Below are 18139 nucleotides of genomic sequence, written 5' to 3'. Positions count from 1 at the left end.
ATTTTAAATCGTTTGAATAACAGGCAAAGAGACGTTACGTCACACAACCCTTGCGCAAGGGTTTTTCTCCGCAACAATCCTCCCCTTTATCTTTGCCACAATTTGTTCCACCTTTATCCCCATAAGCGCGCTAGGTTACCGCCGACCGAGCTGGCAGACCGCCTGGGCTGGATTCCAAATCCGGGAGACGCGCACTGATGACGGAGACGAACACCATGTTGACAATCGCGCTCGTTGACGACGACCGCAATATCCTGACTTCCGTTTCGATTGCCTTGGAAGCAGAGGGATATAAGGTAGAGACCTACACGGACGGAGCCTCGGCGCTGGACGGCCTGCTTGCCCGGCCGCCGCAACTGGCGATCTTCGATATCAAGATGCCCCGCATGGATGGCATGGAACTTCTGCGCCGCCTGCGGCAGAAATCCGATATACCAGTGATTTTCCTGACCTCGAAGGACGAGGAAATCGACGAACTCTTCGGCCTGAAGATGGGCGCCGACGATTTCATCACCAAGCCGTTCTCGCAGCGTCTGCTGGTCGAACGCGTCAAGGCCGTTCTCCGCCGTGCCTCCGCTCGCGAAGCCGCAAATGCTGCCGGCGGCGCAGCCGCCGCCAAGCCGGGTGCTGCACAGCAGGCCCGCTCGCTGGAACGCGGACAGCTCGTCATGGACCAGGAACGCCATACCTGCACCTGGAAGGGCGAGCCGGTGACGCTCACCGTCACCGAATTCCTCATCCTGCATTCGCTTGCCCAGCGCCCCGGCGTGGTCAAGAGCCGCGATGCCCTGATGGATGCGGCCTATGACGAGCAGGTCTATGTCGACGACCGCACGATCGACAGCCACATCAAGCGGCTGCGCAAGAAATTCAAGATGGTCGACCTCGATTTTGATATGATCGAGACGCTGTATGGCGTCGGCTATCGCTTCCGTGAAGCTGCATAAGAGTTAACTGGACCATACGGCGGACGATGGAATAAGAGCAGGCGGACGGGGTCGCGAATCCCGTTCTTCGAAAGGGCCGTAGGCTTGGCACAGCTGGTGCAGGACAGGGATATAGACGACTCGGAAAGCCCGAGCGGCGCTCGGATCGCGCGCCGGCGCTGGACTCATCCCTTCGTGCTGATCCGCCGCATCTTCGGCAATGCAGTCTTTTCGAGCCTGACGCGGCGCATCCTGTTCTTCAATCTGGCCGCCCTCGTCGTTCTGGTCGGCGGTATCCTGTACCTCAACCAGTTCCGCGAAGGCCTGATCGATGCCCGCGTCGAGAGCCTCTTGACACAGGGCGAGATCATCGCCGGTGCCGTCTCGGCCTCGGCATCGGTCGATACCAACTCCATCACCATCGATCCGCAGAAACTGCTGGAGCTGCAGGCCGGCCAGAGCATCACGCCCGTTCCGAACGATGAGGATCTCGAATTCCCGATCGATCCGGAAAAGGTGGCGCCGGTGCTGACGCGGCTGATCTCGCCGACACGCACCCGCGCCCGCATCTTCGATGCCGATGCCAACTTGCTGCTCGACAGCCGCCATCTTTATTCGCGCGGTCAAGTGCTGCGCTACGACCTGCCCCCCGTCGACGACGAGAAGCAGAGCTGGTCCGACTGGTTCAGCGGCCTGCTCAACAAGATGCTGCAGCCGGGTAACCTGCCTGTCTACAAGGAAGCGCCCGGCGGCGACGGTTCGATCTATCCGGAAGTCATGAATGCGCTGACCGGCGTGCGCGGCGCTGTGGTTCGCACCACGGAGAAGGGCGAGCTGATCGTTTCGGTCGCCGTGCCGATCCAGCGCTTCCGCGCCGTTCTCGGTGTCTTGCTGCTTTCGACCCAGGCCGGCGACATCGACAAGATCGTTCATGCCGAGCGTCTCGCGATCATGCGCGTCTTTGGCGTCGCGACGCTGGTCAACGTCGTGCTCTCGCTGCTTTTATCCTCCACCATCGCCAATCCGCTGCGCCGGCTTTCGGCTGCGGCCATCCGCGTGCGCCGCGGTGGGGCGAAGGAACGCGAGGAAATCCCTGACTTTTCCGCCCGCCAGGACGAGATCGGCAACCTGTCGATCGCATTGCGCGACATGACATCGGCACTCTATGATCGCATCGATGCCATCGAGAGTTTTGCAGCCGACGTCAGCCACGAGCTGAAAAACCCGTTGACGTCGCTGCGCAGCGCTGTCGAAACGCTGCCGCTTGCCAAGAGCGATGATTCGAAGAAGCGGCTGATGGACGTGATCCAGCACGACGTTCGCCGCCTCGACCGCCTGATCAGCGATATCTCCGATGCATCGCGCCTTGACGCCGAACTTGCGCGCCCGGATGCGAAGTCGCTCGATCTGGAAGTACTGCTGCGCGACATGATCGATATTTCCAGACAAGTCGGACACAGCAAGAAGGCCGTCGAAATCGAATATGTCGTCGACCGCAAGCCGGGCAACAAGACGAATTTCTCCGTCGAGGGTCACGACCTGCGCATCGGTCAGATCGTCACCAATCTCATCGAAAACGCACGATCCTTCGTCCCGGCGGAAACCGGCAAGATCACCGTGCGGCTGACGCGGACGCGGACGCGTTGCGTCATCTATATCGAAGATAATGGTCCCGGCATTCAGGCCGAAAATATCGACCGCATCTTCGAACGCTTCTATACCGACCGGCCCGAATCCGAAGGTTTCGGGCAGAATTCCGGCCTCGGCCTTTCGATCAGCCGGCAGATCGCCGAAGCGCATGGCGGCTCGCTGCGCGCCGAGAATATCGTCGACAGCGATGGCTCGACGCTGCTCGGGGCACGGTTCATCCTGTCGCTTCCCGCCCAGACGCAGGCGTGAGCGCTCGCATGACCGGCGAAGCGACCAATATCCACGCCACGGCGATCGTCATCGGCAGGACCGGGCTCCTGTTTCTCGGTCCTTCGGGCAGCGGCAAATCCGCCCTCGCCTTTTCGTGCCTTGCCGCTGCCAAACCGCTCGGACTGACGGCGAGCCTTGTTGCCGACGACCGGGTGCTGATCAGCGAGCAAAGTGGCTCCGTGATTGCGAAATGCCCGCCCTCGATCGAAGGGCTCATGGAAATCCGCTATACCGGCATCGTCCGGATGCCTTACATTTCCGAAGGCGAAATGCACTTCGCCGTCCGCCCCGTCGATCCGGCCACGGCGGAAAGGATGCCGCCGGAAGACGAGCAGGTCGATATAACCCGCTCCATCCGGTTGCCCGTGATCCGCCTGGCCGCAACCTCCGCGAATCCGCTGGCCGTAATAATAGCGAAAATCGGCGCGAGTTTCCGCTAATCGGCCATTTAGGCCCGAACAGGCATGCAAATCCTATATTTTAAGCTTGCACTTCGCCTTTTCATCGCCAAGATGTCCCCCCACCGGTGGACGACATTGCTGCATTGCGATATTGGCCACCTGTTTGCGTATGCCATGGGAGCAGTAATATCATGATTGGACTTGTGCTTGTCACTCATGGCAAGCTGGCTGAAGAGTTTCGGCATGCCGTCGAGCATGTCGTTGGTCCGCAGAAGTTCATAGAGACGGTATGCATCGGTCCCGAAGACGACATGGACAAGCGGCGGCAGGACATTCTGCAGGCCGTTGCCGGCGCCGATGACGGGCACGGCGTCATCATCCTCACCGACATGTTCGGCGGCACTCCTTCCAATCTCGCAATCTCCGTCATGAATAGCGGTCATACCGAGGTCATCGCCGGCGTCAATTTGCCGATGCTGATCAAGCTCGCGGGCGTACGCGGCGACAACAACATGGAAAGAGCTCTGGTGGAGGCCTCAGAGGCCGGGCGCAAATATATCAACGTGGCCAGCCGTGTGCTCAGTGGCAAATAACGAGGCAAACACCGCTCCCATGACCGAGCTTTCCCGGGAACTCCTGATCATCAACAAGCGGGGCCTGCACGCCCGTGCCTCCGCAAAATTCGTCCAGACTGTCGAAGCCTACGACGCCGTGATCACCGTTTCAAAAGACGGCACTACGGTCGGCGGAACTTCGATCATGGGCCTGATGATGCTGGCAGCCAGCCCGGGCTGCAGCGTGCTTGTCGCGGCAAGCGGCAACCAGGCAGCCGAAGCGCTCGAGGCACTCGACCAACTGGTCGCCAACAAGTTCGGCGAGGAAATGTAGGCTTTTCCGCCTGCTATCGCGGATATAAAGACATAAAGACTTCTTTATATCATTATTGATTTCCACCCTGAAGCCTGCTACACGGCATCATCCACACGCTGTCAGCGTGCAATTCTTGTTGCATTCGGCCGAGGCGTCTGCCCGCGGCGCGACTGCATCGTTCAGGCTGGAGACCTTCATGAGCACTGAAAAGGACTACATCGTCGCGGATATCGGCCTTGCCGACTTCGGCCGCAAGGAAATCACGATCGCCGAAACCGAGATGCCGGGCCTGATGGCCTGCCGCGCCGAATTCGGCGAAGCGCAGCCGCTGAAGGGCGCCCGCATCACCGGCTCCCTGCACATGACGATTCAAACAGCCGTTCTCATCGAGACGCTGGTGGCGCTCGGCGCTCAGGTGCGCTGGGCTTCCTGCAACATCTTCTCGACGCAGGACCATGCCGCCGCCGCAATCGCCGCATCCGGCGTTCCGGTCTTCGCCGTCAAGGGCGAGAGCCTCGAAGATTATTGGATCTATACCGACAAGATCTTCCAGTGGGCCGATGGCGGTCTTTCCAACATGATCCTCGACGATGGCGGCGATGCCACCATGTACATCCTGCTCGGCGCCCGCGCCGAAGCCGGTGAGGACGTGCTCTCCAACCCGCATTCGGAAGAAGAAGAAATCCTCTTCGCGCAGATCAAGAAGCGCCTTCAGGCAACGCCTGGCTGGTTCACCAAGCAGCGCGATGCCATCAAGGGTGTGACCGAAGAAACCACGACGGGCGTCAACCGCCTCTACCAGCTCAGCCAAAAGGGCCTTCTGCCCTTCCCGGCCATCAACGTCAACGACAGCGTGACCAAGTCGAAGTTCGACAACAAGTACGGCTGCAAGGAATCGCTGGTCGACGGTATCCGCCGTGCCACCGACGTCATGATGGCCGGCAAGGTCGCCGTCGTCTGCGGCTATGGCGATGTCGGCAAGGGTTCTGCCGCTTCGCTCTCCGGGGCCGGTGCTCGCGTCAAGGTCACGGAAGTCGACCCGATCTGCGCACTGCAGGCTGCCATGGACGGCTATGAAGTCGTTCAGCTCGAGGACGTCGTTTCCTCGGCCGACATCTTCATCACCACGACCGGCAACAAGGACGTCATCCGCATCGACCACATGCGTGCGATGAAGGACATGGCGATCGTCGGCAACATCGGCCACTTCGACAACGAAATCCAGGTTGCCGCCCTGCGGAACCAGAAATGGACGAACATCAAGCCGCAGGTCGACATGATCGAATTCTCCAAGGGCAACCGCATCATCCTGCTCTCGGAAGGCCGTCTCCTGAATCTCGGCAACGCCACCGGTCACCCGTCCTTCGTGATGTCGGCTTCCTTCACCAACCAGACGCTGGCGCAGATCGAGCTCTTCACCAAGCCCGGCCAGTACAAGAACGAAGTCTACGTCCTGCCGAAGCACCTCGACGAGAAGGTTGCCCGCCTGCATCTTGCCAAGCTCGGCGTGAAGCTGACGGAGCTTTCGGAAGAGCAGGCATCGTATATCGGCGTCACGCCGAAGGGCCCGTTCAAGTCCGACCACTACAGATACTGATTATTAAAACAGTATCCACAACATCTTGTGGCCCTGGCATTGACAAATGCCGGGGCTTATTTTTTAGCCAGCTCCCTTCCCCCAGATTCTCCTAGGCAGTATTGTTTTTACACTTGATTCGTGACGAACCGGGCGTGCCCGGAGCCATGAAAATGGGATGTCTTGTCAGGATGCGGCACAGTAGAGCCGGATGATTTTAGGTCTGCTCGACCTAAAATCTGAATCCGCTCCACAATCAGATGAGTAGAGCATGATGTCATCCGAAAACCGCTTACACTTTTCGGCATCATGCTCTGAAGGACGGAGACAGACCTCTTATGTTTGAAGGGGAAGACAACCTGCATCAGCCAGCGTTACGCCGAGCGGCGACGCTGTTGCTGCAGGGCGGTGCACATCGGCTCCCGGCGGGGGCGAAGCAGGTCAAGGGCCGGCTCGCTCGCCTGAGCCGATTGTTGAAGCTCAGCGTTTTCGGCGGCCTGTTGACCGGTTTGACCGGACCCGTTCTTGCGCAGGGCAATGACGCTGCTCAGACGAGCATGCGCCTCTTCACCTCGTCGGAAATGGCCGTCTTCTCCGTTATCATCGGCGTGATTTCCGCCGCACTTCTCTCGACCATGTGGATGGTTCGGCAGCGCGGCAATATGGAAAGCGAAAGCCGCGAGATTCGCACGGCCCTTTCAGATGCCAATCAGCGTATTTCCCAGTATCAGGCTTTGATTGCCGACAAGAACCGCCGGATCGTCATCTGGGATGGCCAGAATGCCCGGCCGGAACTGCTCGGCCAGCTGCCGGTCGAGACGGGCGCGCCGCAGGACAATGAATTCCTCGCCTTCGGGCGCTGGCTGAAATCATGGTCGGCTGGTGAGCTCGACAAGGCAATCGACAAGCTGCGCGGCAGCGGTCAGAGCTTCGATATGGTGGTCGAAACCAATCGCGACGAAATCCTGGAAGCGCAGGGCCGCATTTCCGGCGGGCGAGCTTTCGTCCGCTTCATCGCTCTCAACAATCTGCGTGCCGAACTCGCCGAGCTGAAGATCGAGCGCGATCGGCTGATGACCTCGATCTCCGCATTTCAGAATCTGCTCGATGCCATCGACCTGCCGGTCTGGCAGCGTGATGCGGAAGGCAAGCTCACCTGGGTCAATCAGGCTTATGGCGAGGCCGTGGAAGCGGTTTCGACCGATGAAGCGGTGCGCGAGGGGCGGGAATTCCTGACGACCGTGGCTCGCGAACGCATTCGCGCGGCCGCCACGCCGGAGTCGCCATTCCACGACAAGATTTCGACCGTCGTACACGGCAATCGAACCTTCTTCGACGTTATCGACGTCAAATCGCCAAACGGCTCGGCCGGCATTGCGATCGATGTTTCCGAAGCAGAAGCGGTTCGCGCCGAGCTGGCCCGTACGCTGAAGAGCCACGCCGAGACCCTCGACCATCTGGCGACACCGGTTGCTATTTTCGATGGCGACAGGCGGCTGCAATTCTACAATCAGGCTTTCGTCCAGCTGTGGGAACTCGATATTGCTTTCCTCGAGAAACGACCCGACAATGGCGAGCTCCTGGACAGGCTGCGCGGCGCCAAGAAGCTGCCGGAACAGCTGAACTGGAAGACCTGGAAGGACGACGTCCTTTCGGTCTATCGTGCGCTCGATACGCAAACGGATCTCTGGCATCTGCCAAACGGCCAGATTCTCAAGGTTTTCGCGACCGCGCATCCGCAGGGTGGCGCCACATGGGTCTTCGAGAACCTGACCGAGCAGGTCGATCTCGAGACACGCTACAACACGCTGGTCAAGGTCCAGGGCGAAACCATCGATCACCTCTCGGAAGGCGTCGCCGTTTTCGGCCCCGATGGTCGCATTCGGCTCTCGAACCCCGCCTTTCGCATTCTCTGGAACATTACCGAGGCACAGGCCAAGCCCGGCACGCATATCCAGGCTCTGGCGGAGGCATGCTCGCCTTCCTACGACCGGCCGGATGGCTGGAAACGGTTTGCCGAACAGATCACCAGTTTCGACGACGAGCGGCCCTCATCGCAGGGCACATTGGAACTTTACTCCAATCTCGTGCTCGACTATGCCGTCATTCCGCTGCCGAATGCGCAGACCATGCTGACCTTCGTCAACAAGACCGACAGCGTTCGCGCCGAGCGCGCCCTAACCGAAAAGAATGAAGCGCTGCTCAAGGCCGACGAGCTAAAGAACGATTTCGTCCAGCACGTCTCCTACGAGCTGCGTTCGCCGCTGACCAACATCATCGGCTTCACCGACCTCCTGAAGACGCCGGGCATCGGCTCGCTGAACGATCGGCAAGCGGAATATATCGACCATATCTCGACCTCCTCTTCGGTGCTGCTGACACTGGTCAACGACATTCTCGACCTTGCGACGGTCGATGCCGGCATCATGCGCCTGAATTATTCCGAAATCGTGCTCAACGATCTGCTCGACGAAGTGTCGATGCAGATCGCAGATCGGCTTCAGGAAAGCGGCGTGATGCTTGAGATCACCGTGCCGGCGCATCTCGGCTCTATTGTCGCCGACCAGCAGCGACTGAAGCAGATCCTACTCAAACTTCTGACCAATGCCGCCAATTTCGCGCCAGAGGGATCGACGATCTCGCTGAAATGCGGCCGCGAAGGCACCGATTTCGTCTTCTCTGTCTCGGACAAAGGTCCAGGCATCCCGGAGGATTTGATCAACACGGTTTTCAACCGCTTCGCCTCCGGCGCCAAGGGTGGCAAGCGCAGCGGCGCCGGCCTCGGCCTTTCCATCGTCGAAAGCTTCGTCAGTCTGCATGAGGGCGAGGTTTCGATCGAAAGCCAGGCAGGCAAGGGAACGACGGTCACCTGCCGAATTCCTTCGGCCGAACTGCCCCACTCCGTCGCAGCAGAATGACAGCCTCAGAGAGCAGCATTTCCCTCTTCCTCGCAGATGACGCAGCCACGGCTCAGCTCGGCGAGGATCTGGCACTGGCCCTGAAGGTCGGCGATTGTCTGGCGCTGTCAGGCGATCTCGGCGCGGGGAAATCATCGCTCGCCCGCGCGCTGCTGCGCGCCATGGCCGACGATGCCGAACTGGACGTTCCGAGCCCGACCTTTACTCTCGTGCAATCCTACGAGCTGCGCGTCCCGGTCTCGCATTTCGATCTCTATCGTCTCGGCGACCCCAGCGAATTGATGGAGCTCGGCTTCGACGAAGCCTTGCAGACCGGCATCTGCCTTGTCGAGTGGCCCGAAATGGCCGAGGGCGAGCTGCCGAAGGAACGCATCGATCTCAAACTGACGCATGAGGGCGAAGGACGGCGCGCCGTCCTCACGGCACCGGACAAGCAGATGGCACGCATCGAGCGCGTGCTTGCTATCCGCGCGTTTCTCGATTCGCACGGCTATCGCGGCGCCGCCAGACGTTTCCTCACGGGCGATGCCTCGCTGCGGGCTTACGAGTCTCTTTTTCCTGCCGACGGCAGCGGCCGCGTGATCCTGATGGATTGGCCACGGCTGCCGGAAGGGCCCCCGGTGCTGGACGGCAAGCCCTATCCCAAGGTCGCGCACCTCGCCTGGGATACCTACCCCTTTGTGGCGATCGCCAATATTCTCAGCGAAAACGGCTTTGCCGTCCCCCAAATTTTCGCCGCCGACTACGATCTCGGCATTCTTCTGATCGAGGATCTCGGCACCGACGGCGTGCTCGATGCGGAGGGCAAGCCGATCGCCGAGCGTTATCGGGCTAGCGTCGCCTGCCTTGCGCATCTGCACAGCCTTTCCATTCCTCGCGACATTCCGGTCACGCCGGATCACATCCATCACATTCCGGATTTCGACCGGACTGCGATGAAGATGGAAGCGCGGCTGCTGCTCGACTGGCATCTGCCCTGGAAGCGCGGCACGCCGGCAAGCGACGAGGAACGGGCCGACTATCTGGCGATCTGGGACAGACTGATCGATCAGCTCGACGACGCGGAAAAGAACCTGCTGCTGCGCGACATGCATTCGCCGAACATCATCTGGCGGGCGCATGAACAGGGTATCAAGCGCGTCGGCATCATCGATTTCCAGGATGCGATGATCGGGCCGACCTCGTACGATGTCGCCTCGCTCGTGCAGGATGCGCGGGTGACGATCGAGCGCGATCTGCATGATCAGCTGATGGCTGACTATCTCGCACTTCGTCACGCCCAGGGCGGCTTCGACGAGGCGAAATTCCTGAAGAGCTGGGCGATCATGTCGGCACAGCGCAATTGCAAGCTTGCCGGCCTTTGGGTGCGGCTCTTACAGCGTGACGGCAAGCCAGGATATTTGAAGCATATGCCGCGCACGCTCGCCTATCTCGCCATCGCCTTCGAGCACGAAGCGCTCGCGCCTCTCAAGGAATGGTGCGAGAAGGCCGGGATTGGCCGGGCATAACGGCCAGAGACCGGCGACGGCTTTCCGGCCTTGTGCTAAGGAAAACTGATAGCGAATCGAAAGTTCGAGACCAGATGACCATCAAGCAAGCCATGGTATTGGCGGCGGGGCTCGGAACCCGCATGCGGCCGATCACCGACACTATCCCGAAGCCGCTGGTGAAGATCGCCGGCAAGGCGATGATCGACTATACACTGGATGCGTTGGTGCAGGCAGGTGTGGAGCGGGCCGTCGTCAACGTCCATCATCATGCCGACCAGATGGAAGCGCATCTGAGCGCCTATCGCGGCCTTGAAATCCTGATCTCCGACGAGCGGGACGCGCTGATGAACAATGGCGGCGGCCTCGTTAAGGGCTTGAAACTTCTGAGCCGCGCTCCGGTGTTCGTCATGAATGCCGATCTGTTCTGGATCGGCGAGAAGCCCGACCATCCGAGCAATCTCGATCATTTAGCCGGATTCTTCGACGAACGGCGTATGGACATGGCCATGCTCTGCGTCGAGCTAGAGCGGACCACGGGCCACAACGGCAAGAATGACTTCAGCATGGCTGACGATGGTCGGCTCACACGCTATCGCGACAACCCATATAACGGTGTCGTCTATGCCGGTGCCTTCGCCATGAAGCCATCCTTCCTCGATGATGCGCCTGATGATGCCTTCAACATCAATATCTACTTCGACAAGGCCATCGAGCGCGGCCGGCTCTATGGCACGATGCTCGACGGCCACTGGCTGACTGTCGGCACGCCGGAGGCGGTCGGGGAAGCGGAGGAAACGATCCGGAATTTCCGGGCGTTTGCGTGAGCCTATGGCAGGCGGACACCGGCAGCGCATTCTGACTATTCCGGCAGGCCTGCCCTTCCTGAAAACGCTTGCGACAGCGCTCCGCGATGGCCGGCTGACCGAGCATTTCCGTCACGATCCGGCGGACCCGCTGTCACTCGCCAAGGTCAGCATCTTTCTGCCGACGCGGCGCGCGGCGCGCGTGCTGCGCTCGGAATTCGTCGATCTGCTCGGCGGCCGCTCCGCCATTCTGCCCGTCATCCGCCCGCTCGGCGAAACCGACGATGATAGCGGCTATTTCGAAGAAACCCTGCCGGAAACGGCCGATCTGGCGCAGCCGCTTGCCAATACGGCGCGGCTCTTGGAACTGGCACGGCTGATCCTTGCCTGGCGCAACAAGCTGCCGCAGATCGTGCGCGATATTCACTCCGATTCGCCGCTGGTGGCGCCGGCAAGTCCGGCTGATGCCATTTGGCTCGCACGTAATCTCGCCGAACTCATCGATTCGCTGGAGACCGAGGACAGGGAATGGAGCGAGCTTGCCACTCTCAGCGCGGAGGATCATGCGCTCTGGTGGCAGCTGACGGCCGAATTCCTGGCGATCGCCAGCGACTTCTGGCCGGCGCGTCTTGAAGAACTCGGAAAGTCCTCGCCCGCCCGCAACCGCAATGCCATCCTGCGCGCCGAGGCGCAGCGCATCTCCAACATGCGGCATCCCGGGCCGGTTATCATAGCAGGCTCGACGGGCTCAGTGCCGGCAACAGCGGAATTGATTGCAGCGGTCGCTGCCTTGCCGCAAGGCGTGATCGTGCTGCCCGGACTCGATCTTGCGATGCCGGAAGAGGATTGGCAGCTTGTGGCGCCAGAGACATCCATCGGCGAAAGAGCTGATCCGACCACGCGCAGCCATCCGCAATATGGTCTCTCGCTGCTGCTGAAACGGTTGCAGGTCACGCGGCGCGATGTCGAACCCATCGCGGATGCAGCTGAAACCATGCAGATGCGGGCGCAGATCCTATCGCGCGCGCTGGCGCCGGCCAAGGCGACGAGCGGCTGGGGAAGCTGGCGCAACACACTCGCTCCCGATGCGATCTTGGGCGCATTTGCCGACGTCGCCCTCATCGAAGCCGCCAACGAACGCGAGGAGGCGACCGCGATCGCCATCGCCTTACGGCTGGCGCTGGAGAAACCGGGGCGCAACGGTGGTGAAAGCCAGGCGGCTTTGATTACCCCCGACCGCAATCTCGCCCGACGGGTAACAGCCGAGCTTGCCCGCTTCGGCATCACCGCGGACGATTCCGCCGGTACGCCGCTGAACGCCACGCCTCAGGGCACGTTGCTGCAATTGCTGCTGGAAGCATCGCTTCGCCCTGGCGATCCCGTCGCCGTCGTCGCGCTGCTGAAACATCCTCTTGCCTTGTTCGGCCTGCCTGCGGAGACGCACCAGCCAGGCGTCGATGCGCTGGAGATCCTGGCGCTCAGGGGCGGCGTCGACACCATCGACATCGGCAGTCTGGAGGCCCTGCTGGACGACCGCATGGCGGAACAAGCCAATGACCGTTACGCCCCGCAATGGCGCAAAGCGCTGCCGCGTGAGGCGATCGAGCATGCACGCGCGCTTGCCCAGCGAGTGGCTGCGGCATGCGAACCGCTGGTATCGGCGCTTTCCCTACCCGCATCAGAGGGTCTCCTCACACTTTCGGATTGGGCGGAGCGTACCGGCCGCGCCCTGGAAGCCGCGGCCGTCGACGAGCGCGGCAGCCTCGCAGGCCTCTGGTCCGGCGAGGCGGGGGACACCCTTGCCGGCCTCCTTCGCGATGTCATCGAAACCGATGGCCAGCTGGAGGCCGACGGTGTGCAGTGGATCGATATCATGGCCGCGCTCTGCGTGGGGCAGGCGGTAAAGCCCCGCGCACTCAGCCATCCCCGCCTCTTCATCTTCGGTACGCTGGAAGCGCGCCTGCAGAGCGTCGACACGCTGATCCTCGGCGGGTTGAACGAAGGGTCCTGGCCGGGGCAGACGGCCAACAACCCCTTCATTTCCCGCAGCATGAAGACCGAGATCGGCCTGGAACCACCGGAGCGCCGTATCGGCCAGCTCGCGCATGACTTCGAAATGGCGAACGGCACGCGCGACCTCATCTATTCCCGCGCCCTGCGTCAGGGATCAACGCCGACGGTCGCGTCGCGCTGGCTGCAGCGGCTGATCGCGCTCGTCGGCAAGGAGCTGGAAGACGCGATGAAGGCCCGTGGCGACCAGTATCGCCATTGGGCCGCGATGATCGACGAGGGCGAAAATCAGGCCCCGGCGCTGCGCCCGGCACCAAAGCCGCCTGCAGAGCTGCAGCCGAAGAGCTATTCCTTCAGCGAGGTGGGGCGGCTGCGCCGCGATCCGTACTCGATCTATGCCCGGCGCGTGCTGCGACTCGATCCGGTCGATCCGTTCAACCGCGATCCCGGCCCGGCCGAACGCGGCACGCTCTACCACAAGATCATCGACCGCTTCGTCCGAGAAGGGCATGTGGCCGGCACGCCCGATGCGGCGCTGGCCATGGATCGGATCATCGCGGAGCTTTTCGATGCCGAAAGGCTGCCTGTTCATATCGACAGCGTCTGGCGGCCGCGGTTCCGCGAAGTGGCGCGCGCCTTCCTTGCCTGGGAAGCTGAACGGCGGCCGACGGTTCGCAAAACGGCGACGGAAGTGCCCGCCGGCGTCGAGATCGAGCCGATCGGCATTCGGCTCACGGGCGTTGCCGACCGCATCGACATCAAGAGTGACAAGGGTGCCGACCTCATCGACTACAAGACCGGCTACAATCCCTCTCCGCCACAGGCGCGCGCGCTGCTCGATCCACAGCTGGCATTGGAAGCCTATGCGCTGAAGGCCGGCGCGTTCCGCAACATCGGCGCACTAACCCCCGAAAACCTGCTTTATGTCCGGCTGCGGCCCGGCGATCGCTTCAAGGTCGACCAGGTCAACAACGAGCATTCCAGCCGCGGCGGCAAGACGGAAACGAAGTCGGCTATGGATCTGGCGCAAGAGTCGATGGACCAGCTCGTCAAATTCGTCTCGCTGCTGCAATCCGGCGAGAAGGGCTTTTCCTCACGGCTGATTCCGGCCCAGCAGTTCGAATATGGCGGCGACTACGATCACCTCGCCCGTGTCTCGGAATGGTCGACGGCCGAGACCGAGCAGGAAGGCGGCGGCGATGAGTGATTTTTCCGCCGACGATATCGCCATCCTGCCCGAAAGCGACGATCCCGGCGTCTGGATCAGCTGGACGACCATTCAGCAGTCGATCGCGTCGGATCCCGAACGCTCGGCCTGGGTTTCGGCCAATGCCGGCTCCGGCAAGACGCACGTACTGACGCAACGCGTCATCCGCCTGCTTCTCGCAGGCGCACGCCCTTCGGCCATCCTCTGCCTCACCTATACCAAGGCGGCAGCGTCCGAAATGTCGAACCGTGTCTTCGATCGGCTTGCCGCCTGGGCGACGATGCCGGACGAGGAGCTGAAGAAACGCATCGCCGATATCGAAGGCAAGGAGCCCGATCTCTTCAAGCTCGCCGAGGCACGCCGTCTCTTTGCCAAGGCGCTGGAAACGCCCGGCGGATTGAAGATCCAGACCATCCATGCCTTCTGCGAAGCCTTGCTGCACCAATTCCCGCTCGAGGCCAATGTTGCCGGCCATTTCTCCGTTCTCGATGATCGAGCCGCCGAAGTTCTGCTCGACGATGCACGCCGCGCGTTGCTGACGGCAACGACGCCGCATGGTGATGCCGAACTGGCGCGAGCTTTCGACTATGTGCTCGATCTCGGCGATGAATCCGGCCTTGAGACCCTACTGGGTGATATCGTCGCCAATCGCAATGCTATCCGCCGCTTCACCGAAGCGGCCGAGCGCAAAGGCGGCATCGAGGCCGCATTGCTCGCCCGGCTTGGCCTTTCGCCCGGCGAGACGGAAAGGAGCATTGCCGAACAATATTGGCCGCTGCCGGGCCTCTCAGGCGCGACGCTGGAGCTTTATCTGACGCTTGCCGACGAGAAGGGCGGCGCCAAGGCGCAGGAAATGGCCTACGCACTGCGCCTTGCCAAGCGCGAGGCAGATCCGATCGCGCGCGCCGAAATCCTCGAAAAGGCCATGCTAACCGCGAAGGGCGAACCGAAGTCGGACAGCCAATTCTTCGTCAAGGCGATGCTTGCGGATGCGCCGGCACTCGCGGATGCCGTCGCTGAAGCACGCGCCCATGTCGTTGCCTGCCGTGACCGGCTGAAGCTCATGCGGATGTATCGCGCCACCCATGCGGCCCTCATTCTCGCCGATCGCTTGAACCGCGACTACGAGGAGCTGAAGAAGCGCCGCAGCCAGCTCGATTTCGAAGACCTCATCACCCGCACGGCCGATCTCTTGACCAAGAAGGATGTCGGCCCCTGGATTCACTACAAGCTGGATCAGGGCATCGACCACATTCTCGTGGACGAGGCGCAGGATACGAGCCCGATCCAATGGAGCGTCATCCAATCGCTGGCCGAGGATTTCTTCTCCGGGAACAGCGCCCGGCCGACGCAGCGCACGATCTTTGCCGTCGGCGACGAGAAGCAATCGATCTATTCGTTCCAGGGCGCGCGTCCCGAACGCTTTTCCGAGGAAAGCGATCGCACGCGGCGGCGCGTGGCGGCGAGCGGCCTGCAATTCTCGTCGATTCGCCTGCCGCTGTCCTTCCGCTCGACTGCTGATGTGCTCGGCGCCGTCGACCATGTCTTCACCAGCCCGGAGAATGCCCGAGGACTCAGCGCCCTCAACGAGCCGGTGGTGCATCGCTCCAGCCGCATCGGCCATCCCGGCGCCGTCGATCTTTGGGAGATGATTGCACCGGAGCCGGCCGCCAAGGAAGAAGACTGGACGGCACCTTTCGATTCGACACCGGAAAGCGCGCCGGCCGCCATCCTGGCGCGACGGATGGCGCATACGATCGGCAATCTTGTCGGTCGGGAAACGATCATCGAGAAGGGTAAAGCCCGTTTCATCGAGGCTGGCGACATTCTCGTGCTGGTGCGCAAGCGCGACAGCTTCGTCAATGCTCTGACCCGCGCCCTGAAGCGGCGCGGCAATATTCCTGTTGCCGGCGCCGATCGTCTGGTGTTGACGAGCCATATCGCCATTCAGGATCTTCTCGCGCTCGGCCGCTTCCTGTTGCTGCCGGAAGACGATCTTTCGCTCTGTGCGCTACTGAAGAGCCCATTGTTTGATTTAAGCGAAGAGGATGTCTTTGCCGTTGCCGCCTATCGCGACGACGAGGAAAGCGTCTGGAGCCACCTGCAGAGATTTGCCGCGGACGGCCATGACCGCTTCAGCCAGGCGGTCGAGCGGCTGCGAACCTTCCTTGCTCTGTCGAAGAACCTTCCCGTTCATGATTTCTATGCGCGCGTGCTCGGCAGCTTTGGCGGCCGGCGGAAATTTCTGGCGCGGCTTGGCACAGAGGTCAGCGATATCCTCGACGAATTCCTGACCTTTACGCTCGATCACGAGACAAGCGGCCTGCCCGGCCTGCAATCCTTCATCTCGACGCTGGAACTGGAAGCGCCGACGGTCAAGCGCGAGCAGGACAAGGGCCGCAACGAAGTCCGGATCATGACGGTGCACGCCTCGAAGGGGTTGGAAGCGCCGATCGTCTTTCTCGTCGATGGCGGCGGTAAGGCCTTCACCCATACACATCTGCCGAAGATGCGGCTGATCGAAACCGGCAGCGACGAAATCCCGCTGCCGGTCTGGGTGCCGGTCTCGGCACTTGCCAATTCGCTCACGCAGGCCGACACCGCGCGGCTGCAGGCGCTGGCGGAGGAGGAATATCGCCGGCTGCTCTATGTCGGTATGACGCGCGCCGCCGACCGCCTGATCATCTGCGGTTATCGCGGCATCCGCGAGAATGCCGATACCTGGCATGCGATGATTTCAGCTGCCCTGCGCGGCGATGACCTGCACTGCACACAAAAGACCTTCACCGGCCCGGATGGCGACTGGGAGGGGTTAAGCTGGCGCGTCGCCCAGGTTCAGCTCGAATTCGAGGCCGCGAGAGAGCATGAAAGGCGTTCGGAACGGGCGGATTTGCCTGCAGGTCTGAGCCGACCATTGCCGCCGCAGAAAAGCTTGCCGCGGCCGCTGAGCCCCTCCGGCGTCGGCACCGTCATCGATGAGGAGGCCGACGATCTGCTGGTGACTTCGGCGCTTTTCGGCGAGAAAGCCAAATCCGACCGCGCCTTGCAGAAGGGTCGCTTCATCCACCGTATGCTGCAGACCTTGCCTGAAATCGCGCCCGAAGAGCGGGCCGATGCCGCCCGGCGCTACGCCGAGCGGGCCGCGCGGTTCTGGCCGCAGGCCGAGCAAGAGGCGCTGGTGAAGTCCGTCATGGCGCTGCTGTCGCATCCGGATCTGCAAGGCACCTTCAGCACCCATGCACAGGCCGAAGTGTCGATCATGGGCACGCTGAAGCTCGCCAACCAGTCCTATGCCGTCTCCGGCCGCATCGACCGGCTGGCTGACCTAGACGATCGTGTCGTCATTCTCGACTATAAGACGAATCGCGTGCCGCCCGGCGAGGAAAGCAGCATTCCCTTCGCGCACAAAGCCCAGCTTGCCATCTATCGGGAAATTCTTTCGTCGCTCTATCCGGGGAAACGCATCGACTGCATGCTGGTCTATACCGAAAATGCCTCGATCTACACGCTGTCAGACAGGGCGCTTGCATTGGCGCTTGCGGAGCTCGAGACAAAGTGAAATACCAGATATTGAAATATGGGCACCGCACCATCACATATCTAGCAACCCGCAAATCCTGGTAAGGAGCAGCCTATGGCTACCGTTAAAGTCGATACCTCCAACTTCGCCACCGAAGTGCTGCAGTCTGCAGAGCCTGTCGTCGTTGATTTCTGGGCCGAATGGTGCGGTCCGTGCAAGATGATCGCCCCGGCTCTGGAAGAGCTTGCCGTGCAGTTCGAAGGCAAGGTCAAGGTTGCCAAGCTCAACATCGACGAAAATCCGGAACTGGCCGCCCAGTTCGGCGTTCGCTCGATCCCGACGCTCGCCATGTTCAAGGCCGGCGAAGTCGCTGACATCAAGGTCGGCGCCGCTCCCAAGACGGCCCTGCAGAACTGGATCTCCAGCGCAGCCTGATCGGTATCGACTGTAAAACAAGAGCCCCGCTTCGGCGGGGTTTTTTGTTGGTTCGGAGAGAGC

12 protein-coding genes are annotated in these 18139 nt (G+C 61.4%); all 12 read left to right on the top strand.

Going from position 1 to position 18139, the window contains the following annotated elements:
- Nucleotides 1–215 precede the first annotated feature (215 nt).
- The 12 genes from ACK83U_RS16655 (at nt 216) to trxA (ending at nt 18076) form a co-directional block, all read left to right on the top strand.
- Nucleotides 216–947: a response regulator transcription factor gene (locus ACK83U_RS16655; protein WP_197923095.1), complete on the top strand. Its 732-nt coding sequence runs from the start codon at nt 216–218 to the stop codon at nt 945–947.
- Between the two features lie 84 nt (nt 948–1031).
- On the top strand, nt 1032–2825 hold the full coding sequence (locus ACK83U_RS16650; protein WP_015338204.1) for a sensor histidine kinase: 1794 nt from the start codon (nt 1032–1034) through the stop codon (nt 2823–2825).
- An 8-nt stretch (nt 2826–2833) separates the two neighbouring features.
- Nucleotides 2834–3286, top strand: a complete 453-nt coding sequence (locus ACK83U_RS16645; protein ID WP_112606998.1) for an HPr kinase/phosphorylase — start codon at nt 2834–2836, stop codon at nt 3284–3286.
- A 152-nt stretch (nt 3287–3438) separates the two neighbouring features.
- Nucleotides 3439–3840 carry a PTS sugar transporter subunit IIA gene (locus ACK83U_RS16640; RefSeq protein WP_015338202.1) on the top strand — a complete coding sequence of 134 codons (402 nt, stop codon included), beginning with the start codon at nt 3439–3441 and terminating at the stop codon, nt 3838–3840.
- A gap of 19 nt (nt 3841–3859) precedes the next feature.
- The gene (locus ACK83U_RS16635) at nt 3860–4135 is read left to right on the top strand and encodes an HPr family phosphocarrier protein (protein ID WP_015338201.1); all 276 of its coding nucleotides are present in this window, start codon (nt 3860–3862) and stop codon (nt 4133–4135) included.
- 178 nt (nt 4136–4313) lie between these two features.
- Nucleotides 4314–5714, top strand: a complete 1401-nt coding sequence (ahcY, locus tag ACK83U_RS16630; RefSeq protein ID WP_112606996.1) for an adenosylhomocysteinase — start codon at nt 4314–4316, stop codon at nt 5712–5714.
- Nucleotides 5715–6031: 317 nt separating this feature from the next.
- Entirely contained in the window at nt 6032–8611 is a 2580-nt protein-coding gene (locus ACK83U_RS16625) for a PAS domain-containing sensor histidine kinase (RefSeq protein WP_112606994.1), read from the top strand.
- On the top strand, nt 8608–10119 hold the full coding sequence (gene tsaE / locus ACK83U_RS16620) for a tRNA (adenosine(37)-N6)-threonylcarbamoyltransferase complex ATPase subunit type 1 TsaE (RefSeq protein WP_112606992.1): 1512 nt from the start codon (nt 8608–8610) through the stop codon (nt 10117–10119). Before ACK83U_RS16625 ends, tsaE begins: the two co-directional genes overlap by 4 nt.
- 74 nt (nt 10120–10193) lie before the next feature.
- Nucleotides 10194–10925: a nucleotidyltransferase family protein gene (locus ACK83U_RS16615; RefSeq protein WP_112606990.1), complete on the top strand. Its 732-nt coding sequence runs from the start codon at nt 10194–10196 to the stop codon at nt 10923–10925.
- Between the two features lie 4 nt (nt 10926–10929).
- Nucleotides 10930–14121 carry a double-strand break repair protein AddB gene (gene addB / locus ACK83U_RS16610; RefSeq protein ID WP_112606988.1) on the top strand — a complete coding sequence of 1064 codons (3192 nt, stop codon included), beginning with the start codon at nt 10930–10932 and terminating at the stop codon, nt 14119–14121.
- Nucleotides 14114–17680, top strand: a complete 3567-nt coding sequence (addA, locus tag ACK83U_RS16605; protein ID WP_112606986.1) for a double-strand break repair helicase AddA — start codon at nt 14114–14116, stop codon at nt 17678–17680. The genes addB and addA overlap by 8 nt, the downstream gene beginning before the upstream one ends.
- Before the next feature lie 75 nt (nt 17681–17755).
- Nucleotides 17756–18076 (top strand): thioredoxin, encoded by a 321-nt coding sequence (trxA, locus tag ACK83U_RS16600; protein WP_015338194.1) that lies wholly within the window; start codon nt 17756–17758, stop codon nt 18074–18076.
- The last annotated feature ends 63 nt before the right edge of the window (nt 18077–18139 follow it).

Source organism: Rhizobium sp. WW22, assembly GCF_047041135.1.
Taxonomy (GTDB): Bacteria; Pseudomonadota; Alphaproteobacteria; order Rhizobiales; family Rhizobiaceae; genus Rhizobium.
This window is presented reverse-complemented; position numbering and strand designations above follow the sequence as displayed.

Excerpts from the sequence above, each read along its gene's own strand:
- addA (WP_112606986.1), top strand. The coding sequence starts at position 14,114 with ATGAGTGATTTTTCCGCCGACGATATCGCCATCCTGCCCGAAAGCGAC.
- ACK83U_RS16640 (WP_015338202.1), top strand. The coding sequence starts at position 3,439 with ATGATTGGACTTGTGCTTGTCACTCATGGCAAGCTGGCTGAAGAGTTT.
- ACK83U_RS16655 (WP_197923095.1), top strand. The coding sequence starts at position 216 with ATGTTGACAATCGCGCTCGTTGACGACGACCGCAATATCCTGACTTCC.
- ACK83U_RS16645 (WP_112606998.1), top strand. The coding sequence starts at position 2,834 with ATGACCGGCGAAGCGACCAATATCCACGCCACGGCGATCGTCATCGGC.
- trxA (WP_015338194.1), top strand. The coding sequence starts at position 17,756 with ATGGCTACCGTTAAAGTCGATACCTCCAACTTCGCCACCGAAGTGCTG.
- ACK83U_RS16635 (WP_015338201.1), top strand. The coding sequence starts at position 3,860 with ATGACCGAGCTTTCCCGGGAACTCCTGATCATCAACAAGCGGGGCCTG.
- ahcY (WP_112606996.1), top strand. The coding sequence starts at position 4,314 with ATGAGCACTGAAAAGGACTACATCGTCGCGGATATCGGCCTTGCCGAC.
- addB (WP_112606988.1), top strand. The coding sequence starts at position 10,930 with ATGGCAGGCGGACACCGGCAGCGCATTCTGACTATTCCGGCAGGCCTG.
- ACK83U_RS16615 (WP_112606990.1), top strand. The coding sequence starts at position 10,194 with ATGACCATCAAGCAAGCCATGGTATTGGCGGCGGGGCTCGGAACCCGC.
- ACK83U_RS16625 (WP_112606994.1), top strand. The coding sequence starts at position 6,032 with ATGTTTGAAGGGGAAGACAACCTGCATCAGCCAGCGTTACGCCGAGCG.
- tsaE (WP_112606992.1), top strand. The coding sequence starts at position 8,608 with ATGACAGCCTCAGAGAGCAGCATTTCCCTCTTCCTCGCAGATGACGCA.